Annotated in this window: 20 protein-coding genes and 1 pseudogene; 7 read left to right on the top strand and 14 right to left on the bottom strand. The window is 62.6% G+C overall.

Annotation, left to right across the window (positions count from 1 at the left end):
- Nucleotides 1-20: 20 nt before the first annotated feature.
- The 12 genes and pseudogenes from QIY50_06145 to yaaA form a co-directional block, all read right to left on the bottom strand.
- Nucleotides 21-668, bottom strand: a complete 648-nt coding sequence (locus QIY50_06145; GenBank protein ID WGV21798.1) for an alginate O-acetyltransferase AlgF — start codon at nucleotides 666-668, stop codon at nucleotides 21-23.
- Between the two features lie 16 nt (nucleotides 669-684).
- Entirely contained in the window at nucleotides 685-1,842 is a 1,158-nt protein-coding gene (locus QIY50_06140) for an alginate O-acetyltransferase (GenBank protein WGV21797.1), read from the bottom strand.
- Between the two features lie 10 nt (nucleotides 1,843-1,852).
- A complete protein-coding gene (locus QIY50_06135) occupies nucleotides 1,853-3,310 on the bottom strand; it encodes an MBOAT family protein (GenBank protein WGV21796.1) in 1,458 nt (485 codons plus the stop codon).
- A 207-nt stretch (nucleotides 3,311-3,517) separates the two neighbouring features.
- Nucleotides 3,518-4,621 (bottom strand): mannuronate-specific alginate lyase, encoded by a 1,104-nt coding sequence (locus QIY50_06130; protein WGV21795.1) that lies wholly within the window; start codon nucleotides 4,619-4,621, stop codon nucleotides 3,518-3,520.
- Between the two features lie 7 nt (nucleotides 4,622-4,628).
- Nucleotides 4,629-6,071, bottom strand: a complete 1,443-nt coding sequence (locus QIY50_06125; GenBank protein WGV21794.1) for an alginate O-acetyltransferase — start codon at nucleotides 6,069-6,071, stop codon at nucleotides 4,629-4,631.
- Nucleotides 6,072-6,084: 13 nt separating this feature from the next.
- Nucleotides 6,085-7,645, bottom strand: a pseudogene (gene algG, locus QIY50_06120) (mannuronan 5-epimerase AlgG).
- Nucleotides 7,646-7,667: 22 nt separating this feature from the next.
- Entirely contained in the window at nucleotides 7,668-9,146 is a 1,479-nt protein-coding gene (locus QIY50_06115; GenBank protein ID WGV21793.1) for an alginate export family protein, read from the bottom strand.
- Nucleotides 9,143-10,588 carry an alginate biosynthesis TPR repeat lipoprotein AlgK gene (algK, locus tag QIY50_06110; GenBank protein ID WGV21792.1) on the bottom strand — a complete coding sequence of 482 codons (1,446 nt, stop codon included), beginning with the start codon at nucleotides 10,586-10,588 and terminating at the stop codon, nucleotides 9,143-9,145. The genes QIY50_06115 and algK overlap by 4 nt, the downstream gene beginning before the upstream one ends.
- 90 nt (nucleotides 10,589-10,678) lie before the next feature.
- A complete protein-coding gene (locus QIY50_06105) occupies nucleotides 10,679-11,845 on the bottom strand; it encodes an alginate biosynthesis protein Alg44 (GenBank protein WGV21791.1) in 1,167 nt (388 codons plus the stop codon).
- A gap of 36 nt (nucleotides 11,846-11,881) precedes the next feature.
- Nucleotides 11,882-13,363: a glycosyltransferase family 2 protein gene (locus tag QIY50_06100; protein WGV21790.1), complete on the bottom strand. Its 1,482-nt coding sequence runs from the start codon at nucleotides 13,361-13,363 to the stop codon at nucleotides 11,882-11,884.
- A gap of 73 nt (nucleotides 13,364-13,436) precedes the next feature.
- Entirely contained in the window at nucleotides 13,437-14,753 is a 1,317-nt protein-coding gene (locus QIY50_06095) for a UDP-glucose/GDP-mannose dehydrogenase family protein (GenBank protein ID WGV21789.1), read from the bottom strand.
- A gap of 862 nt (nucleotides 14,754-15,615) precedes the next feature.
- Nucleotides 15,616-16,395: a peroxide stress protein YaaA gene (gene yaaA / locus QIY50_06090; GenBank protein ID WGV21788.1), complete on the bottom strand. Its 780-nt coding sequence runs from the start codon at nucleotides 16,393-16,395 to the stop codon at nucleotides 15,616-15,618.
- 137 nt (nucleotides 16,396-16,532) lie between these two features.
- On the opposite strand from yaaA, the gene QIY50_06085 reads away from it, so the two are divergent.
- The 5 genes from QIY50_06085 (at nucleotide 16,533) to moaE (ending at nucleotide 20,725) form a co-directional block, all read left to right on the top strand.
- The gene (locus QIY50_06085) at nucleotides 16,533-17,660 is read left to right on the top strand and encodes a polysaccharide deacetylase family protein (protein ID WGV21787.1); all 1,128 of its coding nucleotides are present in this window, start codon (nucleotides 16,533-16,535) and stop codon (nucleotides 17,658-17,660) included.
- 390 nt (nucleotides 17,661-18,050) lie between these two features.
- Complete coding sequence (locus QIY50_06080; GenBank protein WGV21786.1) at nucleotides 18,051-19,445, top strand: PhoH family protein; 1,395 nt, start codon at nucleotides 18,051-18,053, stop codon at nucleotides 19,443-19,445.
- 115 nt (nucleotides 19,446-19,560) lie between these two features.
- Complete coding sequence (gene moaC / locus QIY50_06075; protein ID WGV21785.1) at nucleotides 19,561-20,031, top strand: cyclic pyranopterin monophosphate synthase MoaC; 471 nt, start codon at nucleotides 19,561-19,563, stop codon at nucleotides 20,029-20,031.
- Entirely contained in the window at nucleotides 20,031-20,276 is a 246-nt protein-coding gene (gene moaD / locus QIY50_06070) for a molybdopterin converting factor subunit 1 (GenBank protein WGV21784.1), read from the top strand. The genes moaC and moaD overlap by 1 nt, the downstream gene beginning before the upstream one ends.
- 2 nt (nucleotides 20,277-20,278) lie before the next feature.
- Nucleotides 20,279-20,725 carry a molybdopterin synthase catalytic subunit MoaE gene (moaE, locus tag QIY50_06065; GenBank protein WGV21783.1) on the top strand — a complete coding sequence of 149 codons (447 nt, stop codon included), beginning with the start codon at nucleotides 20,279-20,281 and terminating at the stop codon, nucleotides 20,723-20,725.
- A gap of 161 nt (nucleotides 20,726-20,886) precedes the next feature.
- Here the strand turns inward: moaE and rhlB are convergent, their stop codons facing one another.
- Nucleotides 20,887-22,350: an ATP-dependent RNA helicase RhlB gene (gene rhlB, locus QIY50_06060; protein WGV21782.1), complete on the bottom strand. Its 1,464-nt coding sequence runs from the start codon at nucleotides 22,348-22,350 to the stop codon at nucleotides 20,887-20,889.
- Nucleotides 22,351-22,451: 101 nt separating this feature from the next.
- Nucleotides 22,452-23,108 (bottom strand): alpha/beta fold hydrolase, encoded by a 657-nt coding sequence (locus QIY50_06055; GenBank protein ID WGV21781.1) that lies wholly within the window; start codon nucleotides 23,106-23,108, stop codon nucleotides 22,452-22,454.
- Between the two features lie 332 nt (nucleotides 23,109-23,440).
- Between QIY50_06055 and QIY50_06050 the strand changes: the two genes are divergently transcribed.
- Nucleotides 23,441-24,469 (top strand): amino acid ABC transporter substrate-binding protein, encoded by a 1,029-nt coding sequence (locus QIY50_06050; GenBank protein ID WGV21780.1) that lies wholly within the window; start codon nucleotides 23,441-23,443, stop codon nucleotides 24,467-24,469.
- A gap of 67 nt (nucleotides 24,470-24,536) precedes the next feature.
- Nucleotides 24,537-25,715, top strand: a complete 1,179-nt coding sequence (locus tag QIY50_06045) for an amino acid ABC transporter permease (GenBank protein WGV21779.1) — start codon at nucleotides 24,537-24,539, stop codon at nucleotides 25,713-25,715.
- The last annotated feature ends 1 nt before the right edge of the window (nucleotide 25,716 follow it).

Below are 25,716 nucleotides of genomic sequence, written 5' to 3'. Positions count from 1 at the left end.
TCGTTGAGAGGCAGGGGCAATCAGTTGCTAGCCACGGGGCGAGTTACCCACACCGGCGACAAGGCGTTGCCGGAACCCGTTACGTACAGCACTGCGGCTTCGCCGCGCTCCAGGGCGACGGGTTTGACGTCGCCCACTTTCTTGTCTCCTTGGTACAGCGCCAGGTTGACCTTGACCGGGTTGATTTCGCGTTCGCCACGGCCGTTGGCGGCCACCGGCTTGACCACTTCGGTCTTGCCGTCGGCGGTCTTCAGGGTCAGTTGCTGGTCGCTCAGGTTCTGCACGCGAACCAGGGCTTTCTGCTTGTTCTTGAACGGTGGCTCTTCGATCAGTTGCGGGTTGCCGCTGGTGCTGTTGACCAGGGTGTAGTACTTGTCCGCAGCCAGCTTGACCGGCACGCTCTTGCCGCCGACCTGGGCGGTGTAGTCACCCCCTGGCAGGAAGCTGAAGTCACTGCTGCCCTGTGCGCCAACCTGCTTGATCTGGGTGTTGCCGACCGAAGCTGCCGCCGGTGCGCTGGAAGCGTTGTACAGGCGCACGAAGCTCGAGCCTTTCGGTGCGCTCGGGCCATACAGTGCGGCATCGGCGCCGGCGAAGGCCTGCATGGAGGCCAGGGACAGGCCGGCAGCGAGGGTGAGGGCTTTGGCAATGGAAGTCTTGGTAGTCATGTGCAGGTTCCTCTGATTAGTGGTTAGTCCGGGTGGACGACAAAGCCAGGTTTTCTTCGGATTTACGGGTGTTCTTCAGCTGGGCGATCCACTGCGGATCGAAGCTGCTGAGGTCGTTCTTCATTGGCAGATAACGTTCGGGGAATTCCCACACCACCACCTGGGGTGCGGCGTTCTTGAAGGCATCGCTTTGCAGGTACTTGAGCATCGGCAGTAGCGGGCCATGGCCGTCTTCGGCGTAGTTGGCCACGTCGCTGCGCAGGGCCTGCTGCAACGCGCCGAGGAAGTTCCAGTGCGGGTTGGCGCTGTAGCTGGTGCCTACCAGTGCCACCGGGATCTGCGTGTCGGCGAACAGTGCGTCACCGGCTTCACCCTCGGCCTCGACCGGGCGAGTGGTGCGCTGCTGCAGGTTGTCCGGGGCCGGCAGCAGGTTGCTGAACAGCGGGTCCAGTGGCAGGAAGTTGGTCAGGTCGCCTTTGTACGGCGCGGTGCTGCCGGCTTCGGTGATGAACGTTTGTGGCTCACCATTGAGCAGGCTCTGGCGGCCGACCGCTTCGGCCAGGGCCTGGGCGGCCACTTCGGCGCCCATCGGCGTCCAGTGGGTGTCGGTGCGCAGGAACACCTGGCCGCGGGCCTTGGCCTGCTCCATGGGTGCCATCAGGTCCGGGGCGAACACATTGGCCTGGCGTGCCTGGGCATGGAACTGGTTGTACAGGTCGTCATGCAGGCTGGTCGGCAGTTCCTTGCCCAGGTACTCGGCGTACACCCGCGCCTTGGCAGGCACGATCGCTAATACAAGCTGGCTGCCGTGCTGCTGCAGGGTGTCACGCACGCCACGGATAAGCGCCAGGTTTTCCTGCATCAGCTGCTCGGCACCTGCGGTGGGCTTGAACTCTTCGTCACTGAACAGCCACTGGTCGCGGCCCAGCACTACGCCGGGGCGGCCTTCGTTGAACAGCTTGAAGTCCATCGCCGCCCACAGGTTGGTACCCAGGCGCTTGATCGGGAACTGCTCGTCATAGTGGGTCTCGGCGGCCTTGGCCAGCTTGCCGTTGAGCAGGGTCATCTGCTCGGTACGCTGGAAGCTTTGCAGGCCACCGGTGGACCACACGCCCATGCCCACCAGCAGGCCGAGAAACGATAGCGAATAGGTAATGCGCAATGTCCGGGTCATGTCATCCACCTCAGAACTGGAAGTACAGGAACGGCGAGTAGCTCTGCGCCGAAAGCTTGAGGATCGAGGCCACGAACAGCAGCAGCACCAGGGCTCGGGTCATCACCCGGGTCCAGTCCAGGCCGATCGAGCCGTCGCTGTTGACCTGCACCGGGGTGGCCTTGGGCGTTGGCCTGGCGTTGCGGTAGAAGTCGCGCAGGCCGAAGAACGCCAGGGTGATGTAGGCGACTACCAGGGTGGCTACCTGCAGGCCGGTGAGCTGGGCACGGTTGAGTTCCGACAGCTGCCAGTCGCCGAAGCTGAACATGGCGCCGTACATGCGACCGGCCACTTCCAGGTTCTCGGCACGGAAGATCACCCAGCCGACCACCACCAGCAGGAAGGTGAACGCCCACTTCACCGGGTTGAAACGCTGCGGGTTGGTGTCGATGCCCAGCGCGCGCTCAATGGCCAGCCACATGCCGTGCCAGGCGCCCCAGATGATGTAGGTGAAGTTGGCACCGTGCCACAGGCCACCCAGCAGCATGGTCAGGAACAGGTTGCGGTAGGTGTTGAAGGTGCCTTTGCGGTTACCGCCCAAGGTGATGTACAGGTAGTCGCGCAGCCAGGTCGACAAGCTGATGTGCCAGCGCCGCCAGAACTCGGTGATCGACTGGCTGATGTACGGCTGCTTGAAGTTCTCCATGAAGCGGAAGCCCATCATCAGGCCCAGGCCGATGGCCATGTCGCTGTAGCCGCTGAAGTCGAAGTACAGCTGTGCGGTGTAGGCCAGGGCGCCGAGCCAGGCGTCGCCGGTGGTCGGGTTCTGCAGGGCGAAGCAGTGGTCGGCCACGACCGCCAGGGTATCGGCGATGAACACTTTCTTGATGAAGCCCTGCATGAAGCGGGTGCAGCCTTCGGAGAACTTGTCCAGGGTGTGGGTGCGGTTGTTGAACTGGTCGACCAGGTCCTTGAAACGCAGCACGGGGCCGGCGATCAGGTGCGGGAAGATCGCCACGAACGCCGCGAAGTCGATCAGGTTGCGGGTGGCCGGGGTGTCGCCGCGGTACACGTCGATGATGTAGCTGATCGACTCGAAGATGTAGAACGAGATACCGATCGGCAGCAGCACGTGAGTGAGGATGAACGGCTCCAGGCCGAACGAGGTGATGATCGCGTTCAGGCTATCGACGCCGAAGTTGGCGTACTTGAAATAGCCGAGGATCGCCAGGTCGACACCAACGCCGAGCAGCAGCCAGCGCTGCGCCGGCTTGGTGCGTACTCCGGCGGCGCCGACTTTCAGGCCGATCCAGTAGTTCCACAGGGTGACCCCGGCGAACAGGGCCAGGAAGTCCACTCGCCACCAGGCGTAGAAGATGTAGCTGGCGACCAGCAGCAGCAGGTTGCGATAACGTTGCCCGCTCAAGTAGTACAGGCCGAGGAAGATCGGCAAGAACAGGAACAGGAACACGTTGGACGAGAAGACCATCCCGGTTCTCCTTTTTGTTCACAGCATCCGGGGCAAAGCGCCCCCCAAACCCCCCAGTAAAAAACCGGAAGGCAACCTAGTACCTCTGTGGGAGCTGGCTTGCCGGCGATGCAAGGCGAAGCCTTGCCCAGCGGTTGACAGGGGCTGCTACGCAGCCCATCGCCGGCAAGCCAGCTCCCACAGGTTTCATCCCCACATCGGGGTGTGTTACTTCTTGCTCTCTGCGCCAGGGTCATAGACCCGGGTCAGGTCGCCACCCAGCCGGAAGCTGTTGAACGGCTGCATGCCGCGCTTGCGTTGCAGGGTGTCGCCACTGCACGCATACAGGCTGCAGTAGGGCTCCATCCACGAGTACTTGCTGTCGATCTTCAGGTCTTTCATGTCCTGTTTCTCGCCATTGCGGGCCTTGAACGCGCTGGGGTCCTTCGACCCGTTCAGCACCCGCTGCGCCAGGCGCTGCAGGGCGTTGTTGTTCTCGCCGCGCACGTCCACGCCATTGACCTGGGCGAAGCTGGCGATCATCGCCAACGGCGGCAGGGCGTAGTTGTGGTAGGCCAGGGCGCGTTGCTTGCGCTTCAGCTCGTTGGGCAGGAAGCCCTGCTCGTCGACCTGGTTGGCGCCAACCCGGTATTCCTTCACGGCCCAGTCGAACAGGTCGCGACGGTCGGTGGCCACGGCGCTGGCCATCACCGCCCAGGCTGCCCAGTAGCTGTGGTTGTTGATCTTCTCCAGCGGCAGGTCGCTCCAGTCGCGCACGGTCTGTTCGGCCAGGCGGGCGAACCATTTTTCGATCAGCTCGGCCTCGGCCTGGTGCGCGGCCAGCGGCTGCGAATTGGAGAACTTCAGGCGCAGCCACGAACCACTCATGCTGCCCAACGCCCATTTGCGCATCGACTTGCCGGTGTGGTTGTAGTCGGTGGACATCAGCGCATCGGCGCGGGCCCAGCTGCCCAGCCAGGCCAGGGTGCACTCGAGCTGCGCCGGGCGGCCGTCACGCATGTACTGGCCGATCATCTTGCTCACGCCTTTCTCAAGGGTGGTGATGTCCTCGGTCGACTTGCGAAAAGCCTTTTCCGAGTCGGCATTGAGCGTGGCCCGCGCCTTGTCCGAGCCTTCGTACTTGCTGCGGAACTGAAGGGCGCCGGTGTACGGCTTGGGGGCAGCTTCGCAGCGGAAGTTGCCGTCGCCGGTCTTGAGCTTTTCGATCCCCTCGTAGTAACCCTGGGGCGGTACCAGCGCGGCGTGCGCAGCACCGCCGCACAGCGCCAGGGCAAGCAGGGCGGGGCGGGAAATTCGCTTGAACGGGATCATGATCGCCTCACTGGCCGGCCTGCGCGGTCTGCGCGGGCACGGCGAAGTTGTTGCGTTTGCAGAGCTTGGCTTCGACTTTCTGGGTGCCGCTTTCCGGCCCCTGCACCTCGAACGCCAGCAGGCTCTGGCTGGCCCAGTCCTCGTCTTCGCGCATCTGGAAGACGAAGCGGCCGTCGGTGTCGGAGGTTTCCGGTTTTTCCAGCTTGATGTCCTCGTGGCGGCCGTTGAGGTACCAGAGGGTGGCCTGCAGCACCTTCACCGACGGGTCTTCGAATTTCACATCCATTTGTATGTTGCGGTTGACCAGGTCCTTGAGCACGCCACCCTTGCCGTTGACCATCAGCTCGTTCTTGCCGGGCTTGAGGGTGGCGCTGGCGCTCATCAGGGCCGGGCGGTCATCGCAGCCGTCGTCGAGCAGGCCAAGGATCTGCCGCCAGATGGTTTCCTGGTCCAGGCGATACAGCGGGGAGAATTCCCAGATCAGAATCTTCGGCGGGTTCTTCTGGAATTCCTCGCTGCCCAGGTACTGGATCATCGAGCCTTCCAGGCCACCGCCGGGGAAGGCCACGTTCAATACATCGGCACCAATGTACTGTTGCAGGAAGCCCGCAAAGTTGTAGTTCTTGCCGCTGTGACTGGTACCGACCAAGGTGATCTGCGCGTTGCCGGCGTCACCGAACAGGTCGTCACCGCCACCGTCGGAGCCTTTCGGCTCGGTGGCGAACTGGTCCATGTACTGCACGGCGTAGCTGGTGCCACAGAGCTGGCCGGCAACGTTATGCAAGGTGCCGGTCTTGCCCATGCGCCCGGACTTCTTCGTTTCGAACTCCTTGCGCGGGATGCCTTCGAAGGCCGGCATCTTGTGCACGGTCTCGGCCACGATCTTCGCCGCGCGCTCGGCGCCATACGGCGTCCAGTGCTGGTCGCCACGGAAGTAGAAGTCCTTGCCCTGGTCGGCAGCGGCCAGTTGTTCGTTGGTCAGCGGTGAAAGGTCTGGGACGTTGTAGCCCATGCTGGCGAAACGCTTGAGCATTGCCTGGTAATTGCCCAGGGCCTTCTGGTAGTCGAAGGCGGCTTTTTCCGCCGGGTTGAGCATGTTGCGGTTCACCAGGCCACGGGTTGGCTGGTACACCACCACCAGTTCCACACCGCGCTTCTTGAACGCGTCATGTACTTGCTGCAGGCGCTTGTAGCCGGCGGGGGTGGTGTTGAACTCGGTACGCAGGTCTTCGCGGGTACGGAACAGCCAGTCGCCCTTGGCCTGCACCAGCGTAGTGAAGTTCTGCTGGTAACGGGTGGTGTAGCGGCTGGCGTCATGCGCTTCAGGGCACAGCTGGCAGCAAGGCTCGGCGCTGAAGGTAGGGGCCTTGACGTCTTCGGCGCGCACGCCCTGGCTGATCGCCAGGAGGGCGGCGGACAGGCCCAGCAGTTTCATCAGATGTGGAATCATGGTCTGGGCTTCCTTAATCGATCATTTCGGTCTGGCGTTCGACCGGGTCGATCAGCACAGCCTTTTGCTGGCGTACCAGCAGGTCGAGGATTTCGTCCTGGCGTTCGCCGAGGATGCCGTTGAGGCTGATGCCGCTGGCCTTGCGCGGGGCGAGCATGGATACCTTGTACAGCTCGACCGACAGCGGCGAGTCGATGGACAAGGGCCCGGAGCCGTTGGCCGCCAGTTCGCCACCGACCAGGATCAGCGACACCTTGGTGTCGAACGGGTCGAGGGCGATGTCACGGTCGGTGTCGGACAGGTCTTTGATGTGGCCGTACACACCGACCAGGCCGTTGGCCATGGCGACGTTTTCGTACAGGCGGATGTTCACGCTGTTACGCACGCGGATGCCGTGGCGGCGGTTGTTGATCAGCTTGTTGCCCCAGATCAGGTTGTCGCCACTTTCGTACAGGGTGATGCCGTCGGTGTGGTTGCGGTAGATCTCGTTGTAGGCAATCAGGTTGTTGACGCTGTTACGGTCGATCACCACGCCCGAGAGCTTGTTGTCGAAGCTCTTGTTGTTGATGATCCAGCTGTCGTTGACCTCACGCGAAACGATGATGCCGTGCTTCTTCTTGGTGCCGTACACCGTTGTTGCCGGCGATGATCAGCCGGTGCGAGCGGTCGTGCGGGTCGATGCCGTAGACGATGTTGTCGCGGTAGGTGCTGTCCTTGACCACGAAGTCCTGGGTCTCGTAGCAGTAGAAGCCGTACCACATGTCGCTGAACTCGGAGCCGATGATCCAGCCGGTGGGTTCCGGGCGGCCCATGCGCTTGGCCATGTTCGGCGTGTACTGCGAGATACTCACGCCATACGACTTGGACTTGGCGTAGCCGAAACTGGCCATCTTGGTATTGACGATGTAGGTCTCGGTACCGCCCCACGACAGCAGGAACGGGCGGAATTCCTTGGGCGAGCGGAAGGTCGCCGGGCCGTTGTCCTTCTCGCGCCAGCCAGTCACCTGGGTGTCGGTGACGAACAGCTTGCCGTCGTTGACCAGGAACGAACCGCCTTCCTGGGACAGGCGCAGCTGCTTGACCTTGCCGTCGATCTCGAGAATGCCCTTCTGCCCGACCACGATCGGCAGGCGCGCCAGGTACACGCCAGGCTCGACTTCGCTGAGGTACTGTTTAGGTACCTTCTTGCTCAGCTCGACCAGGTCGAGATGGCCGTCATCGACGAAGATCGCCTGCGGAATGCCATGCTGGCGCTGGACCCACTCGGCCGCCTTGTTGTCGCCGCCGACGAATTCCTTGAGGGTGTCCTCCTGGAACATACGGCGCACGCTGACCTTGCCCTTGTGGCGGCGGTCGATTTTCTTCTGCACCGCCTCGGCGGTGTAGCCAGTCAGGTCAGGCAGCTTGGGCGGGTCCATGTGCAGGGGCTCGACCGGTGCGCTGGAGACCGTGTAGGTCTTGGCCTGCTGCAGTTCCTTGGCGATCACCTTGGGCTCTGCGGCAGCGACCAGGCCACTGGCCAGCAGCAACGCGCTGGCCAACAGGCTGTGACGTAAGTGCGGGTGAAGGTTCATAACGGTAAGTCCTCTACCGGCCTCAGAAGCGCCAGATCACGTCGACGAAGGCACGGTGCATGTACGAGTCCGCTTCCTTGCCGTAAGCATCGCCCGGCTTGAACACACCAGCGCGCAGGCGCACCAGGGCAGATGGCTCGTCGATGGCCTGGCTCATCGAAGCCGGCAGCAGGCCTTGCTTGAAGTACTTGGTCACGACTACGTCCATTTCCTGGCCAAGGTCTTTTTCGCCATCGACCAGCGGGCGGTTCACACCGTTGTCGTTGACCACCGCGTTGATGCCGCTGGAACCGATGTTCTGGTTGCCATCGACACGCCAGAACTTGTGGTAGATGAAGCTGGCGTCGTAGTCGTCGCGCAGCTGCCAGGAGGCGAACAGGGTGGCCGCCTGCAGGTTGCCCAGCTCGCCACGGAAGGCTTCACCGAAGCGGTGCACGCGCGAACGGGTACCGGTGTAGTTGGAGCGGTTGCTCTCCAGGCCGGTCTGCTCGTAGTTGCTCGAACCGTCGTCGCCACCGCCGCCGCTGCCACGGGCGTAGGCCGCACCGACCTGCCATTGGGGGTCGAGGCGCAGGCGGATGCCGAGGTCGGTGGCCCAGGCGTTGACGTCACCGCTCTGCTTGCCGGTGGCCACGGTTTCGTCACCGACGACCTGGCTGCTGAGAGTGTCGCGGTCACCGGTCAGCCAGGTGACGCTGCCCCAGTAGTTGACGGTGTGGTCGTTGCGCCAGTTGTAGGCGTCGCTGTTGGCTTCCAGACCCAGCCAGGTGAGGTCGCCGGTGCGGGTCTTGTCCAGCGCATCGACGGTTTCGCCCGGGTTCTTCAGGCTGCCGCCGTCGTGGGTGTGGTGGGCGCGTACGCCGACCCAGTGGCCAGGAGTCCACTGCGTGGCGACGTTGCCGTAGATGTGCGTGCGGTCCTTGTCTTCCGGGGCCAGCTCGGTGAGGTCGGTGCGGTATTCGCTGAAGCGCTGGGCTACGCCCAGGTCGGCCTTGAGCAGGGTGGTGTCGAAGGTCCAGTTCAGCGCCTCGATGTTGGTGTCACGCCACATGCCATCGTCGCTGCGCAGGCGCTGGCGACCGAAACGCAGCTGCTCGCCGGGGTAGGCGGTGAGGCCGCTGTAGCCGACCCAGAATTCGCGCATGGCCAGGTAGCTCTTGTCCTGCTCGCGGCCGTCGGCGGCGGTGTCGGTGGTGGTGCCGTCGTCGTTCTGGCGCAGGGTGTCGGTTTCGATGGTGTCGGTAGCAGTGACGGCCTGGCCCATGGCATAGGCGCTCCAGTTGCCGCGCTCGCCATATACCCAAGGGCGCAGGTCGAGGCCCAGGCCGCTGACGTCGCCGCCGGAGCGGGTACCGAGGTCACGGTCGTCTTCCGACTGGCCGGTGATTTTCACATCCAGGCCGAAGTTCTTTTCAGCGGTCATTTCCGCCAGGGTCGGGCAGGACCACAGCAGGGCGAAGCTCAGGCCGATGCCGGCTTTCACGAAGGGATTGAGCGTCATAGCGAGTCCTCACCGGTTACTTCTTTTTCGTCGTCTTGCAGGGCTTCGATGGCCAGGGTGCTGTTGGCGCCCTGGCTCATGCTGCCGCGTGCCTGCTTTTCCTGTGCCAGCAGTTGCTGGGCCTGGCTGCGCTGGTCAGGTGTAAGTTGCTGGTCGAGCTGCTGCAGCAGTTCAGCGGACTGTGGCGACGGGTTGGCCTGGGCCAGCTGGGCGAATACCCAGGCGTTGCCCGGTTGCGGGCGAATGCCATGGCCTTCGCTGAACAGCTGGGCCAGGGCGTAGTCGGCGCTGTTCTGTCCGCCACGGGCGGCGGCCAGCAGGTGGTCGACGGCCTTCTGCGGCTCGACGTTGCCCAGGTAGCCGCGGCGGTACAGCTGGCCCAGGTAGTAATGGGCGCTGACTTCGCCGGCGTCGGCGGCAGCCTGCAGGTGTTGTTCGGCTTTGGCCGCATCCGCAGGCAGGGTCTTGCCTTCGTAGTACAGGCGGCCCAGCAACAGTTCGGCGCGTGGCTGTTCGGCTTCGCGGCCCTTGTCGATGTAGGCCATCAGCTGGTCGGTATCGCCCAGCTCGGGGAAGTCGTACACCAGTTGCGCCAGGCTGACCCAGGACGCCGGGTTGGCTGGGGCCACCTGTTCGAGCAGGTCCTTGGCGGTTTTCTCGTCGGTCTGGCCGAGGCTGCGGTCAGCCAGTACTCGGGCAACGCTGTCGACCCGGGTGGCCGGTACTGCGCCACGGGCGTAGGCCGCCTTGAGCTGACCGAGCAGGGCAGCCTGCTGGTCGGCCTGGCCACGCTTCTGGTACACGGTGGCCAGTTCGACGTAGCAGATGTCGGTGGTGTTCAGCGCGGCCTTGCAGATGTTCTCCACTTCGCCCAGGTGCTGGTCGTAGGTGCCCTGGGTGCGGTACAGCAGCACCTGGGCCAGGCCCGCTTCCGGGTTGCCGGCGGCGCGCCACTGGTCGATCTGCTGCTGCGCGTTGACCTTGGGGAAGCTCTGCGGGTAGCTCAGGTAGAGCATCGCCAGCGGGATCAGGGTGTTGCTTTCGCCCTGTGCGGCGGCTTGCTTGAGCAGGGTTTCGGCTTCTTCGCGCTCGGCCTGGGTGCTGTCGGGCTTGGCCACCAGCAGGCGGCCAAGGCGCGCCTGGGCACGCGGCGAAATAGCGGCCGCGGCGCGGTAGGTGGCTTCGGCTTCCTTGATTTTCGCCGGATCGCGGGTGGCGACCTTGATGTCGGCCAGGCCCACTTGCGCTTCGCTGTAGCCCAGGTCGGCCAGCGCCTTGTAGTTGCGCTCGGCCAGTGCCGTGTCACCGCGCTTCATGGCCTCGTTGGCCAGGCGCTGGTCGGGCAGGCCCGCACAGCCCGCCAAGGCGATGGCCATGGCCAGGCTGCACAGCCCAAGGTTTACTCGGACCCTGTGGGAGCGGGCGTGCCCGCGAATTGGCATAGCCGATGATGTTGCCCCTGCTGGCCTCTTCGCGGGCACGCCCGCTCCCACAGGGTATGTGTTGGTATCAGAGATCATTGTCAGATCCTCTTACAGCCCACGGGCCATGGCTTTGTCGATCAGCCAGTTCAGCGACGGGCCACGGTCGCTGTTGACCGAAGCCGGGCGGCCGGCGAGTTCGGCGGGCAAGGCGCTGTCGGGCTTGATCTGCACACGGATGTCGGCGGCCAGGTCTTCGCTGTTGAGGCTGGCGCTGCTGACGATCTGGCCGGTGCGCACTTCGTCTTCGCCGGCTACCTGGAAGTTGACCCGGGTGCCTGGCTTGACCTCGTCGAACTGGCGGTAGGTGAAGCGCGCCTCGATCATCGGGTTGGTGGTGCGCGGGATCAGCTGGAAGATCGGCTGGCCCTTGGCGGCGTACTGGCCGTTGTCCACCAGCTGGCGGGCAACCACGCAGTCACAGGGGCTGGTGAGGGTGCCGGACAGCTGCTTGCCGAACAGTTCCTCGATCTTCGCCGGCTCCAGTTGCGCGTCTTCCAGGTTGCCCTTGAGCATGTCCAGCATGCTGGTGGTGAAGCTGGCCAGTGGCGCGCCCTTGGCGATCAGCCCGCCGCTGTCGACCAGGCTATTCACGGTGCCGTCGCGCGGCATGGTGATGTTGGTAGTGGGCACTGCGACCACGCCGGCTTCGGCGTGGCTGACGAAGTACATGCCGTACAGCGACTTGGCGATGAAGCCGAAGGCGGCGACACCGACCACGAACACGCCGAGGGTGACCGTCACTGCCTTGAGGCGGCCGAAGGCGCTCAGGCCGGCGCCGCTGTCCTTTTGCTTGCGCGCCTTGGTGAAGTTGTCACGCTGCAGGGTGCTGAGCACATCGCCTGCGGTGATCAGTTCACCCGACAGGTGCGAAGTGATGATGTGGCGCAAGGTGGCGATGTCGCGTGGCTCGAGGTTCTGGAACTGCGCGCCGGTGCGGCCACTGTCCGGGTGGTATGAGCGCACCTGGAACTCGATGTCCATCGACAGGCCGAGGTTGTCGACCGTGAACTGCAGCCTTCCGCGTAGCACGTCGCCAACCGTCAGTTGTTGCTTGGTGTGGAAGCTCAGGCCACCGGCGGAGAGGTCGTCGACCTTCACATCGTGGGCCTGGCGCTGAGCGTCGAGGAACCGCAGCTTGGCGGGGATACGTACCCGGGCATGCTGGCGCTGGGCTTCGGACTCATGCACGACGTTGACGTTCACGGCGGTATTCATGTGGTTTGTTCCTGTTAGTTCCGATCCGGGTTGGGCTCACACGACCATGAACAGCACAGCGACGAAGATGCTGGCAGCCGAGAAGGTCATGGTCCGCGAGGACCAGGTGTTGAACCATTGTTGAAAGCTGGCGAGGTCTCGCTTGAGGGCAGTGGGCTGACGCGTCCAGGACTGCTTGTCGAGGCGGAAGAACACGTAGATCTTCATCAGCGCGCCGATGATCTGGTTGTAATAGAGAATCAGCGGGTAGGCCGGGCCGACGTTGTGGCCGGAGCACAGCAGCATGATGGTGAGGATCAGGCGGGTGATGCCGATCCACAGCAGGTACACCAGCAGGAAGCCCAGGCCGAACTTGAGGCTGGCGATCACTGCCACGGTCAGGCCCAGCAGGCTGGTCCACATCGACACGCGCTGGTCGAACAGCACGATGCTGGTGAACAGCCCCAGGCGGCGCAGGCCCAGGCCCAGCGCGCGGGAGTTCTGCCGCAGGTTGTTGCCGTACCAGCGGTACATCAGCTTGCGGCTGGCCTTGAAGAAGCTCTTCTCCGGCGGGTGCTCGACCGTGTTGATGGCGGCGTCCGGCACGTAGAAAGTGTCATAGCCCAGGCGCATCAGGCTGAACCAGCTGGACTTGTCGTCACCGGTGAGGAACTTGAAGCGGCCCAGGCGCCAGTGCATCAGCGAGTCGCTTTCGACGTCGGCGATGAACTCGGGGTTGGTCACCACGCTGGCGCGGAACATCGACATGCGCCCGGTCATGGTGAGCACGCGCTTGGACAGGGCCATCGAGCACATGTTGATGTGGCGCTGGGCGAAGCGCAGCTTGTGCCACTCGCTCATGATGTAGCCGCCACGCACTTCGCAGAACTCGTTGGTGGTCAGGCCGCCGACGTTGGGGAACAGCTTGAACCACGGCACGGTCTTGCGTACCACGCCATCGCCCAGCACGGTGTCGCCGTCGATCACTGCGACCACAGCGTTCTCGTCCGGCAGCATGCGCGAGATGGCACGGAAACCGTAGGCCAGGCCGTCACGCTTGCCGGTACCGGCGATGCGCACGATGTCCAGTTTCACGTGGGCTGGCGGGTTGTATTTGGCCCACAGGCTTTTCACCAGCAGTTCGTCCGACATTTCCACCAGCGAGCAGACCACGGTGGTGGGGAAGCCACAGTTGATCGCCTCGCGGATCACCGAGCTGTAAACCTGGGCGGTGGTCAGCGCTTCGATGCGGAAGCTGGTCACCATCAGGTACACATGGGACGGGTCGGCGTCCTTGCCCATCTTCTGCACCTTGCGGCGCAGGTACGGGTACACGCCGTAGAGGAAGATCATGCCGCGGATGAAATGGGTGGCGCCCATGGAATAGCGCCAGATGCCGACTGCGCCGACCAGGAAGATGAAGTGCTTCGACTGCGAGTCGAAGATATCGGCTGGCAGGGCCAGGGCGATCAACATGAGCAGACTCATGTAGAGCAGCCAACCGGCGCACTGCAACAGCACTGTCTGGATCCTTTGCATGTTCAGCATCCGTCGAGAATTCGGGGAAAGGTGGGCAGCGGTGGTGGGGAGGCCATCGCTGCCCTGCCGGCACTTACCAGCAAATGCCTTCGGTACGGCTGGTGGCGCAGGTCGGTTTGCTCATGAAGCCGACCAGGTCGATCACGTGCTTGCCGGCCGGTGCTTGCTGTGCCAGTGCACGGAACTGCTCGTCACGGTTGCCCAGGACGATGATGTCGGCGTTGTCGATCACCTTCTGGAAGTCGGCGTTGAGCAGCGACGACACGTGCGGGATCTTCGACTCGATGTAGTCCTTGTTGGCGCCGTGGACGCGGGCGTACTGGACGTTCTCGTCGTAGATGTCCAGCTGGTAGCCCTTGCCGATCAGGCGCTCGGCCAGTTCCACCAGCGGGCTTTCCCGCAGGTCGTCGGTGCCGGCCTTGAAGCTCAGGCCGAGCAGGGCGACCTTGCGCTTGTCGTGGGCTTCGATCAGCTCGAAGGCGTTCTGCACCTGCGATTCGTTGCTGCGCATCAGCGAGTCGAGCAGCGGTGCGCGAACATCCAGGCTGGCGGCACGATAGGTGAGGGCGCGCACGTCCTTGGGCAGGCACGAGCCGCCGAAGGCGAAGCCAGGGCGCATGTAGTACTGGGACAGGTTCAGCACTTTGTCCTGGCAGACCACGTCCATCACGTCACGGCCATCCACGCCTACGGCTTTGGCGATGTTGCCGATCTCGTTGGCGAAGGTGACCTTGGTGGCGTGCCACACGTTGCAGGTGTACTTGATCATCTCGGCCACTTCGATCGGCTTGCGGATGATCGGCGCGTCGAGCTCTTCGTACAGGGCCTGGAGGATGTCGCCGCTGGCGCTGTCCAGTTCGCCGATGACGGTCATCGGTGGCTGGTCGTAATCCTTGATCGCGGTGCTTTCACGCAGGAATTCCGGGTTGACCGCGACGCCGAAGTCGACGCCGGCTTTCTTGCCCGAGCAGTCTTCGAGGATCGGGATCACCACGTTCTTCACGGTGCCCGGCAGCACGGTGCTGCGTACCACGATGGTGTGGCGGCGCTCGCTGTCACGCAGCACGTAGCCGATTTCGCGGCATACCGACTCGATATACTCAAGGCCCAGGTCGCCGTTCTTCTTGCTTGGGGTACCCACGCAGATCATCGATACGTCGCTGGCACGGATGGCTTCGGCGAAATCGGTAGTACCGCGCAGGCGGCCGTTGGCGATGCCCTGTTGCAGCAGTGCTTCCAGGCCAGGTTCGACGATGGGCGACTTGCCCTGATTGATCAGGTCGATCTTGGTGCTGGACACGTCCACACCGATCACTTCATGGCCTCGCGCCGTCAGGCAGCCTGCACAGACTGCACCCACATAACCCAAACCAAAGATGCTGATACGCATCGCTATCACCTCATGTGTTTATCACGCCGACCCTCCGGAGAGAGCCGGGCTGGGTTGATTAACAACAGTTTTCGGGCGCACGGATCCATGGCGAAATGCACACTTCGCCGAGCGCAGGCAAAATAAATCCGGAGCGCAAAAAGTTATGCACTCAAATGTGGCAGTAAAAAGCCATTAATTAAAAAACGTGCCCTGGAATGCAGCCGTCTTTATTGCAATGCGCTACCTGGCGCGTTGCTGTGCTTGTTTTTTCAAGTGGAAAAATCCTTTGAAATCAACCACTAGGACGAATTGTAAGGGACGCGTCTCTCCTGCGTGGACAGGGTCTTCGGGGGTTGCCGTCATACCTGTCGAAGTTGTTGGGCTGGTAGTGGATACCTGCCGTTGTCATCTGTAAGTCATCTCTCACACCCCGAGGGCAGGAAAATCGTTACGGCACTATGAGCGATTCGTCGTAGCAGAAGTTCCGGGGTGGGTTCGGCGCGGATGAAAGATTTCTAAATATTTTTTCAGTGGCGAACAATTTCAATTTGATAGCACGCGGGGGTTTTGCCCCGATATATAAAGGGCGAAACTGTTGCGAGATATTTTTGTGCCAGTATTGAAAAATTTTTTGAAAAATTCGTCAAAAAAGCTACGAACGGTCTTATGGCGTTTGGCGATAAGTAGTGGTGTGACGTTTTATTGGCGTCGGATTTGTGGCGTAGTGGCGATATGAAGTGTGCCCTGTTGAGGGGCAAAGGCGGGGAGAAATGTTTTTGCCCATTCGCGGGCACGCCCGCTCCCACAGGTTGGTCACCGACCTTGAATTCAGTGGCATACCTGTGGGAGCGGGCGAGCCCGCGAAAGCGGTGCTACAGGCTTACTCGGTGGGATGATCGCGCAGAAACACCAGCTGGTCCGGCTTCGACTGCTCGGCACTGTAGTAGTACCCCTGCACATCGAACTGCTTGAGCTGCTCCGGGTCGCTGATGCGCTGCTGGATGACGAAGCGGCTCATCATGCCGCGGGCTTTCTTGGCGTAGAAGCTGATGATCTTGTACTGGCCGTTCTTCAGGTCCTTGAAGTCGACGTTGATCACCCGAGCCTTGAGCGCACTGCGTTTCACCGCGCTGAAGTACTCGTTGCTGGCCAGGTTCAGCAGCACATCATCACCCTGTTCGGCCAGGGCCTGGTTCAGCCACTCGCTGATGCGCGTGCCCCAGAAGGCGTACAGGTCCTTGCCGCGGGCGTTGGCCAGCTTGGTGCCCATTTCCAGGCGGTAGGGCTGCATCAGGTCGAGCGGGCGCAGCAGGCCGTACAGGCCCGAAAGCATGCGCAGGTGATCCTGGGCATAGCTGAAGTCGTCCTCGCCCAGGCTCTCGGCGTCGAGGCCGGTGTACACGTCACCCTTGAACGCCAGCAGCGCCTGCTTGGCATTGGCCGGGGTGAAGTCCGGGGTCCAGCTGCCGAAGCGCGCGGCATTCAGGCCGGCGAGCTTGTCGGACAGGTGCATCAGTTCGCTGATCTGCGCCGGTGACAGGTCGCGCAGCTGCTGGATCAGTTCCTGGGAGTCGTCCAGGTACTGGGGCAGGGTGAAGCGTTCGGTCACCGGCGGGGTGTCGTAGTCGAGGGTCTTGGCGGGGGAAATCACCGTCAGCATCGGGTCGGCTCCTGGCATCGTTGGCCGGGGATTCTACGGGCTGGACGGGGCAAGTCCAAACTATGCCGACGATAGTCACAGACCATGACCGATGCAGAGGCTATAGTGCGCGTTTCGCCGTTGCGGAGCCTTCAACCGTGCGTATTGCCTCTGCCTTGCTGGCCGCTCTGCTGAGCCTGGCCGTGCAAGCCGCTCCTTCACCCCAGGTGAGCCTGGACCGCAGCCTGTGGCCCGAACAGCTGGACAGCCCGGCGTTGTTCGACGTGGCTTCGCGGGCCGAGATCCTCTCGTTCGCCCAGGTGCTGCACGAAAGCGAACTGCTGGACGACGCGACGCTGGCGGCGCGCCTGGGGCTGCGACAGATCAACCTGCAGAAGGTGCGCCTGGTGCGGGCGCGCATGTGGCAGCGGTTGTGGGAGGGTTATCAACAGGCTCAGCGCAGTTGCGAGCAGGATGCGTCGTTCTGCTACCCGGTAACATCGATGGCGGAGTTGCGCACGCAAGCGACGACGTTCGCGACTGATGTCGGCACGTTCTACACAGGCTGGATCGAGCCGAGCCACCAGTTCCATGTGCGCTACCTGGACGAGCAGCTGCGCAAGGCTGCGTTGCTGCCACAGACCAGCAGCGAGGTGGAGCGGCTGTCCTCGCGCGAGCGCAACGGGGATCAGCTGAACGACCGCATGTTCCTGCTGACCTTCGTTGGTGGGCCCGGGCCGCAGGGCGGCAGTACCGATCTGCTGGCTGATTATCTGCGCCGGCAAAAGCTTGAAGGCACGTTCTTCGTGCTCGGCAATCGCCTGCAGCAACGCCGTGACGCCGGTGCGGCAGATGCCTTGCGCCAACTCTATCGTGGGCAATGCGTGGGGATTCAGGGTTGGGAGTACCGCTCCCATGCGCAGTGGACAGACTGGCAGGATTCGTTGCGGCGCAGCCGGGCACGAGTGCAGGCCGACTTGCCGGAGCAGTACGTGCCGTTGTTCCGGCCGCCTTACGGGCAGCGCCGTGCCGATGGCGAGGCTTTCATGGCCAGCCAGCAGCTGCGGGTGTCATTGTGGGACATCGATGCCCAGGATGATGGCGCACTGAGTGCCGAGGCCTCTGCCCAGCGGGTGCTGACCTTGATGCTGCTGTGGCGCAAGGGGGTGATCCAGTTCCATGACGGCCTACCCAAGGCGCAGCCGGCGGTGGAGTGGTTGTTGCGCAATACCGCGCAGAGCGGGATTGGTTGGGAAGATTGCCAGGCGTATGGCTTGAGGGGGTAGGGGGCCGCTTTGCGGCCCATCGCGACACAAGGCCGCTCTACAAGGTTACGCGATGCCTGTAGGAGCGGCCTTGTGTCGCGATCGGGGTGCGAAGCGCCCCCCAGCAATCCCAGCCTGAATTTTTACTGTAGCCCCCACGCGCCCCCTCGCCAACCCCTGTTCGTCATTTGGAAAAATAAACTTCACCTACACGTAAAAAGACTTTTTTTAGTCATCATTTTTGCTGTATGAAGAAACCAGACAGCCGATTCCTGCAGCACAGGTGGCGTCATCCAGGCCCACCTAGCCAGGTTCGCTTCCCGCCCGTAACAACGCGGATACGGGGACAGCGGCAGTCACTCTGCGGCGTAACAGACCACGCCGTGTGGCTTCGACATAAGGTGACCGAGTATGGATGACCAAGGACGCAACCCTTCCTCCAGCAAGCCTATCCTGTATGTGCTCGATACCAACGTCCTGATTCACGACCCCAACGCGTTACTGAACTTCGAGGAGCACCATGTCGCCATCCCGATGACGGTGCTGGAGGAACTCGACAAGCTCAAGACCGGCAAACAGACCATCGCCGCCGAATGCCGCCAGGCCATTCGCCTGATCGACCAGACCCTGGGTGACGCCTCGCCCAGCGATGTCGAGCAGGGCGTACCGATCCAGCGTGGCAAGAGCGGGCCCAAGGGCTTCCTGTCCATCCTGATGACCCCGCGCAACGAGCCGAACAAGCTGCTGCCGGAAAACCTCAACGACAACATCATCATCAACCAGTTGCTCGAAGTACGGGGCCGACGCACCGACCTGGACGTTGTGCTGGTCACCAAAGACATCAACATGCGCCTCAAGGCACGTGCCTGTGGCATCGCGGCCGAGGACTACAGCACCGACCAGCTGGTCGACGACGTGTCCTTGCTGTCCAAGGGCTACCATTCGGTCACCGGCTCGTTCTGGGACCGGGTGAGCAAGGTCGATACCCGCCAGGAGCGTGGCCGTACGTGGCACCGCGTGCAATTGATCGACAACCTGCCGGCGGTGCATGTCAACGAGTTCATCATCGATGAACAGGGCTTCGTCGGCTGGATCAAGGGTATCCGCAACGACGAGCTGCTGTTGCTCGACCTGCACCAGGAACCGCTGCTGCACCAGGAAGCCTGGGGCCTGAAGCCGCGGGACATCCACCAGAGCCTGGCGCTGTTCGCCCTGCTCGACCCGGATATCCACCTGGTCAACCTGACCGGCGCCGCCGGTTCCGGCAAGACCATCCTGGCCTTGGCCGCGGCCATTGAACAGACCATGGTCAGCAAGCGCTACCGGCGCATCATCGCCACCCGCAGTGTGCAGGGGCTGGACCAGGAGATCGGCTTCCTGCCGGGCACCGAGGCCGAGAAAATGGAGCCCTGGCTGGGCGCCATCACCGACAACCTCGAAGCCTTGCACATGGATGACGAAAGCACCCATGGCAGCGTCGAGTACATCCTCGAGCGCGTGCCGCTGCAGTTCAAGTCGCTGAACTACATCCGTGGCCGTAGCTTCCAGCAGAGCCTGATCCTGATTGATGAGTGCCAGAACCTCACGCCGCACCAGATGAAAACCATCATCACCCGTGCCGGCTCCGGGTCCAAGGTAGTCTGCCTGGGCAACCTGGCGCAGATCGACACCCCCTACCTGTCCGCGACCAGCTCGGGCCTGACCTACCTGACCGAGCGCTTCAAGGACTTCCCCCATGGCGTGCACATCACCCTGCAGGGCGTGCCACGCTCGGTGCTGGCCGAGTACGCCGAATCGCATCTGTAACCCTCACCGCCGGGCGGTTCGCCGCCCGGCCTCTTCGCGGGCCAGTTGACGCATCCCTCTGCTCAAACCTGACTCACAGGTTTACACTGCGTGTTCCCTTCACAGGAGCAGAGCAGTGCTGACACATCTTGATTCCCAGGGGCGGGCCAACATGGTCGACGTCACTGAAAAGGCCGTGACCGAGCGCGAGGCCACGGCCGAGGCGCGTGTGCGCATGTTGCCGCAGACCTTGCAGATGATTGTCGACGGTGAACACCCCAAGGGGGACGTGTTCGCCGTGGCGCGCATTGCCGGTATCCAGGCGGCCAAGAAGACCAGTGACCTGATCCCGCTGTGCCACCCGCTGATGCTGACCAGCGTCAAGGTCGAACTCAGTGCCGAGGGGCAGGACGCCGTGCGCATCGTCGCCCGCTGCAAGCTGGCCGGGCAGACCGGCGTGGAGATGGAGGCGCTGACCGCCGCCAGCGTGGCTGCGCTGACGATCTATGACATGTGCAAGGCTGTGGATAAAGGCATGGTCATCGAGCAGGTGCGCCTGCTGGAGAAGGTCGGCGGCAAGAGTGGCCACTACAAGGTGCAGGCGTGATGAAGATCAAGGTGATGTACTTCGCCCGTTACCGCGAGCTGCTGGGCGTGGATGCCGAGCGAGTGGAGGGCGAGTTCAAGGTTATCGACGATGTGCGCCAGGCGCTGCTGGGCAAGGGCGGGCAGTACGAGCTGCTGGCCGAGCAGAACCTGATGTGCGCGCGTAATGAAGAGCTGTGCAAGCTCGATGAGCCGCTGGAAGAGGGCGATGAAGTGGCGTTCTTCCCGCCGGTGACCGGAGGCTGAACATGGCTGTGCGAGTACAGGAAGGCGCGTTCGACCCAGGGGCCGAGACCAATGCCATGCATGCGGCCAATGTCGGCGTGGGGGCGGTGGTCGGTTTTGTCGGTTATGTGCGGGACTTCAACGATGGTCGCGAAGTGGCGGGGATGTTCCTCGAGCACTATCCGGGCATGACCGAAAAGGCGCTGGCCAAGATCGTGGTCGAGGCCGAGCAGCGCTGGCCGTTGCTGAAGGTGGAGGTGCTGCACCGCATCGGTGCGCTGGAGCCGGGCGAGCCGATCGTGTTCGTCGGTGTGGCCAGTGCCCATCGGCAGGCGGCGTTCGATGCCTGCAACTTCATCATGGACTACCTGAAAACCCGGGCGCCATTCTGGAAGAAGGAAAATACCCAGGAAGGGCCGCGCTGGGTCGAAGGGAAGCAGAGTGACCAGGATGCTGCCGGGCGCTGGTAGCCAAGGCTGCGCCGATTTCTTGTAGGAGCGGCCTTGTGTCGCGAAAGGGCCGCATGGCGGCCCCAGGATTTCAGCATTAATGCAGAGATTGCTGGGGCCGCGATGCGGCCCTTTCGCGACGCAAGGCCGCTCCTACAGGGACGGTGCCAGCATTCGGATCATCAGTGGTGCTTGCGCGGCACCGGCTTCAGCAGCTCGTCCGGCGGCATTTCACACTTGATCTTGCGCCCCAGCAGCTCTTCGATCGCGGGCAGCTGGTACGAGTCATCCTCACCGGCAAAGCTGATCGATACACCGCTGGTGCCCGCACGGCCGGTCCGGCCAATGCGGTGCACGTAGTCGTCCGGGTCTTCCGGCAGGGTGAAGTTGATCACGTGGCTGATGCCGTCGATGTGAATACCACGCCCGGCCACGTCGGTAGCCACCAGCACGGTAATGCGCCCTTCGCGGAAGCTCTCCAGGGTGCGGATACGCTTGTGCTGTGGCACGTCGCCCGACAGCTGGGCGGCGTTGATGCCGTCGCGCACCAGTTTTTCCTCGATGCGCCGCACCTCGTCCTTGCGGTTGGCAAACACCATTACCCGTTCCCACTTGTTCTGGGTCACCAGGTTGTACAGCAGCTTGTACTTGTCACTGCCGGCCACCGCATACACGTGCTGCTCCACCGTTTCGCTGGCCACGTTTTCCGGCTCGATCTCGACGATGGCCGGGTTGGTGGTCCATTGCTTGGCCAGGTTCATCACGTCGTCGGTGAAGGTGGCGGAGAACAGCAGGGTCTGGCGCTCGCTTTTCGGCGGCGTCTGGCGAATGATCTGGCGCACCTGGGGGATGAAGCCCATGTCGAGCATGCGGTCGGCTTCGTCCAGCACCATCACCTCGACCATGTCCAGGTGCACCTCACCGCGCTGGTTGAAGTCCAGAAGGCGGCCCGGGGTTGCCACCAGGATGTCGCAGTGGCGCGCTTCCAGGGCCTTGAGCTGCTTGTCGAAGTCCATGCCGCCGACGAAGCTCATCACGTTCAGGCCGGTGTACCTGGTCAGGGCAACGGCATCCTTGGCGATCTGCACTACCAGCTCACGGGTGGGCGCGATGATCAGCGCGCGTGGCTCGCCCATGTAGCGTTCCTTCGGCGGCGGCGTCTGCTGCAGCTGGGAAATGATCGAGATCAGGAACGCCGCCGTCTTGCCGGTACCGGTCTGGGCCCGGCCGATGGCGTCCTGGCCTCGCAGGGTGTAACCCAGTACCTGTGCCTGGATCGGCGTACAGTACGGGAAACCCAGGTCGTGGATGGCGTGCATCAGCTCATTGGACAGTTTGAAATCGTGGAAGCGGGTCTTGCCTTCCTGCGGCTCGACCACGAAGTCTTCCGGTTTCCACAGGCTGGCCTGCGGCTTGGGCTTGCGCTCACGGCGGGGTTTGCCCTTGGCCGGCTTTTCGCTGGCTGGGGTAACGGCGGCAGGCTGTTCAGCCTCGGCAGTGGGGTTGGTGCGCGGGGCGGCCGGCTTTGCTGCGGGCCGGGCCTCGCTGGCGGGCGCGGGTGCAGGCGGCGTCGCGCTGGCAGCAGGAGTGACGGCCTGTGGCGCGTCGTCTCCCTTGCCGAATATTTTCTTGAGTGCCTTGAGCACGATCGTCTCATCAACTGGTTAAGGAATGTACGCCGGGCAGTGTAATGCAAGATTCAGGCGCGGCGTAGTGGAATAGCCTCACAACTACAGGCTGCCTTGGCTTATTGCAATTGCTTGCACAGCCAGTCGTGGATGTCGTTCAACTCTTCAACCACCACTTCATGTTCCATCGGGTATTCGTGCCAGCGGGCGGCGACGCCCCAGGTATTCAGGTACTCGAAGGCGGTACGGCCCATGGAGGGGATCACCACCGGATCATGCACGCCGTGCAGGCACAGGGCCGGGGTGCGTTGCTGGCAGGCGCTCAGCTGATGCTGGTCGTTGAAGGTAGGGGCGTAGGTGGACAGGGCGATCACGCCACCCAGCGCTTCTTGCCACTTTATATAGGCAGTGTGCAGCACCACCGCACCGCCCTGGGAGAAACCGGCCAGGAAGATCCGCGACAGGCTGATGCCTTTGGCCTGCTCGGCCTTGATCAGGGCAATGAGCTGCTCGGCCGATTCTTCCAGCTGCGTTTCGTCGATGGCGCGGGCCGGGGTCATTGCCTTGATGTCGTACCAGCTGGGCATGGCGTAGCCGCCGTTGATGGTTACCGGGCGGGTGGGGGCCTGGGGCATGACGAAACGGGTGCTGAGCAGGCGCTCCTGCATGAATTCGGCCACTGGTAGGAAGTCGTAACGGTCGGCACCCAGACCGTGCAACCAGATCACACAGGCATCTGCGGTTTTCTGCGGTTCGAGAATCAGTGGGTTGGTCATGACTGCTCCGAAAGTGTGCGGGTCTTGTTATGGCGTGCGTGAAAAGAAGGCGCTGGAAATGATTGTCTGAAAAAGAATGTCGCAACGATACAACTTTACCTACTTGACGAGCGCTTAAACGCTACAGCCGGGAATTTTGGTACGCGCTTTGCAATTCAACCTGTGATGCAAAGGGCAGGCCGTGACGGTAACACCCTTTGCACGCGAAGGCTGTCACAGAACAGTCCATTGCGCCATTTGACCCAATAACAAGCCAATACGGGTCGGACACGCCTCAAAAGGGTGCGGTGCAATTCCGGCTCGATACAACAAGAGCGATTTGGAGGTTGTGAATGAAGATGTTGAAAACCACCCTGGCAGTCCTGACCGCTGCCGCTGCGCTGGGCGCCGTGAGCAACGCCCAGGCCGGCGCCACCCTCGATGCGGTAAAGAAGAAGGGCTTCGTCCAGTGTGGCGTGAGCGACGGTCTTCCAGGCTTCTCGGTACCTGATGCGCAGGGCAAGATCGTTGGTATCGACGCCGACGTGTGCCGCGCTGTGGCCGCCGCCGTGTTCGGTGACGCCAGCAAGGTCAAGTTCAGCCAGCTCAACGCCAAGGAACGCTTCACCGCCCTGCAGTCGGGCGAAGTCGACGTGCTGTCGCGCAACACCACCTGGACCAGCTCGCGTGATGCCGGCATGGGCCTTGTGTTCGCCGGGGTTACCTATTACGACGGCGTTGGCTTCCTGGCCAACAAGAAGCTGGGGGTATCCAGCGCCAAGGAGCTCGATGGCGCGACCATCTGCATCCAGGCCGGTACCACCACCGAGCTGAACGTGTCGGACTACTTCCGCGCCAATGGCCTTAAATACACCCCTATCACCTTCGACACCTCCGACGAAAGCGCCAAATCGCTGGAATCGGGCCGTTGCGACGTGCTGACCTCGGACAAGTCGCAGTTGTTCGCCCAGCGCTCCAAGCTGGCCGCGCCGACCGAGTACGTGGTACTGCCGGAAACCATCTCCAAGGAACCGCTCGGCCCGGTGGTGCGTAAAGGCGACGAAGAATGGTTCAGCATCGTCAAGTGGACCCTGTTCGCCATGCTCAACGCCGAAGAGGCGGGCATCACCTCGAAGAACGTCGAGGCCGAAGCCAAAAGCACCAAGAACCCGGACGTCGCCCGCCTGCTGGGCGCGGATGGCGAGTACGGCAAGGACCTCAAGCTGCCCAAGGACTGGGTAGTGCAAATCGTGAAGCAAGTCGGTAACTACGGCGAAGTGTTCGAGAAGAACCTGGGCCAGAGCACCGACCTGAAGATCGACCGTGGCATGAACGCCCTGTGGAACAACGGCGGCATCCAGTACGCGCCACCTGTGCGCTGATGGCTGCACCCTGCGGCGGCATCCCGCCGCCGCAGGCTGTTCGGAACCCTACTGTCCGGGGCACTTCATGCAAAATCGAATTGGCGCACAAAAGGGGTTATCCCTGAGCGATCCACGTGTGCGCGCGTGGCTGTTCCAGATTCTCACGATAGTCTTCGTGGTCGGTCTGGGCTGGTATTTGTTCCACAACACGCAAACCAACCTGCAACACCGGGGCATCACCTCGGGCTTCGACTTCCTCGACCGCAGTGCCGGCTTCGGCATCGCCCAGCACCTGATCCCCTATGTGGAATCCGACAGCTATGCGCGGGTGTTCGTCATCGGCCTGCTCAACACCCTGCTGGTGACCTTCATCGGCGTGGTGCTGGCGACCCTCCTCGGCTTCATCATCGGTGTGGCGCGGCTGTCGCCAAACTGGATGATCAACAAGCTGGCGACCGTGTATGTGGAAACCTTCCGCAATATCCCGCCGTTGTTGCAGATCCTGTTCTGGTATTTCGCCGTGTTCCTGACCCTGCCGGGACCGCGCGGCAGCATCAATATCGACGACACCTTCTTTATCAGCAACCGTGGCCTGAACATGCCCGGCGCGTCCATGGCCGAAGGCTTCTGGCCGTTCGTCGTGGCCCTGGTCATGGCACTGCTGGCCATCGTGGTAATGGTGCGCTTTGCCAACAAGCGCTTCGACGAGACCGGTGTACCGTTCCACAAGTTCTGGGTGGGGCTGGCGTTGTTCATCGCCATTCCCGGCGTTTGCGTACTGCTGTTCGGCACCCCGGTGCACTGGGAAGTGCCGCAATTGAAAGGATTCAACTTCGTCGGCGGCTGGGTGCTGATCCCCGAGCTGCTGGCGCTGACCCTGGCGTTGACCATCTATACCGCAGCGTTCATCGCCGAGATCGTGCGCTCCGGTATCCGTTCGGTCAGCCATGGCCAGACCGAGGCCGCGCGCTCGCTGGGCCTGCGCGAGGGCCCGACCCTGCGCAAAGTGATCATCCCCCAGGCTCTGCGGGTGATCATTCCGCCGCTGACCAGCCAGTACCTGAACCTGGCGAAGAACTCATCGCTGGCGGCCGGTATCGGCTACCCGGAAATGGTCTCGCTGTTCGCCGGTACCGTGCTCAACCAGACCGGCCAGGCCATCGAGGTGATCGCCATCACCATGAGTGTCTATCTCGCCATCAGCATCAGCATTTCGCTGCTGATGAACTGGTACAACAAGCGCATTGCGCTTATCGAGCGGTGAG

The sequence above is a fragment of the Pseudomonas putida genome, assembly GCA_029953615.1.
In the GTDB taxonomy this organism is placed as follows: domain Bacteria; phylum Pseudomonadota; class Gammaproteobacteria; order Pseudomonadales; family Pseudomonadaceae; genus Aquipseudomonas.
This window is presented reverse-complemented; position numbering and strand designations above follow the sequence as displayed.

Coding starts and splice junctions, on each gene's coding strand:
- QIY50_06100 (WGV21790.1), bottom strand. CDS start 13,363: ATGCAAAGGATCCAGACAGTGCTGTTGCAGTGCGCCGGTTGGCTGCTC.
- moaE (WGV21783.1), top strand. CDS start 20,279: ATGGCTGTGCGAGTACAGGAAGGCGCGTTCGACCCAGGGGCCGAGACC.
- QIY50_06095 (WGV21789.1), bottom strand. CDS start 14,753: ATGCGTATCAGCATCTTTGGTTTGGGTTATGTGGGTGCAGTCTGTGCA.
- QIY50_06080 (WGV21786.1), top strand. CDS start 18,051: ATGGATGACCAAGGACGCAACCCTTCCTCCAGCAAGCCTATCCTGTAT.
- algK (WGV21792.1), bottom strand. CDS start 10,588: ATGCCAATTCGCGGGCACGCCCGCTCCCACAGGGTCCGAGTAAACCTT.
- yaaA (WGV21788.1), bottom strand. CDS start 16,395: ATGCTGACGGTGATTTCCCCCGCCAAGACCCTCGACTACGACACCCCG.
- QIY50_06140 (WGV21797.1), bottom strand. CDS start 1,842: ATGACCCGGACATTGCGCATTACCTATTCGCTATCGTTTCTCGGCCTG.
- QIY50_06045 (WGV21779.1), top strand. CDS start 24,537: ATGCAAAATCGAATTGGCGCACAAAAGGGGTTATCCCTGAGCGATCCA.
- QIY50_06135 (WGV21796.1), bottom strand. CDS start 3,310: ATGGTCTTCTCGTCCAACGTGTTCCTGTTCCTGTTCTTGCCGATCTTC.
- QIY50_06130 (WGV21795.1), bottom strand. CDS start 4,621: ATGATCCCGTTCAAGCGAATTTCCCGCCCCGCCCTGCTTGCCCTGGCG.
- QIY50_06115 (WGV21793.1), bottom strand. CDS start 9,146: ATGACGCTCAATCCCTTCGTGAAAGCCGGCATCGGCCTGAGCTTCGCC.
- QIY50_06145 (WGV21798.1), bottom strand. CDS start 668: ATGACTACCAAGACTTCCATTGCCAAAGCCCTCACCCTCGCTGCCGGC.
- QIY50_06050 (WGV21780.1), top strand. CDS start 23,441: ATGAAGATGTTGAAAACCACCCTGGCAGTCCTGACCGCTGCCGCTGCG.
- QIY50_06125 (WGV21794.1), bottom strand. CDS start 6,071: ATGATTCCACATCTGATGAAACTGCTGGGCCTGTCCGCCGCCCTCCTG.
- QIY50_06105 (WGV21791.1), bottom strand. CDS start 11,845: ATGAATACCGCCGTGAACGTCAACGTCGTGCATGAGTCCGAAGCCCAG.
- QIY50_06055 (WGV21781.1), bottom strand. CDS start 23,108: ATGACCAACCCACTGATTCTCGAACCGCAGAAAACCGCAGATGCCTGT.
- moaD (WGV21784.1), top strand. CDS start 20,031: ATGAAGATCAAGGTGATGTACTTCGCCCGTTACCGCGAGCTGCTGGGC.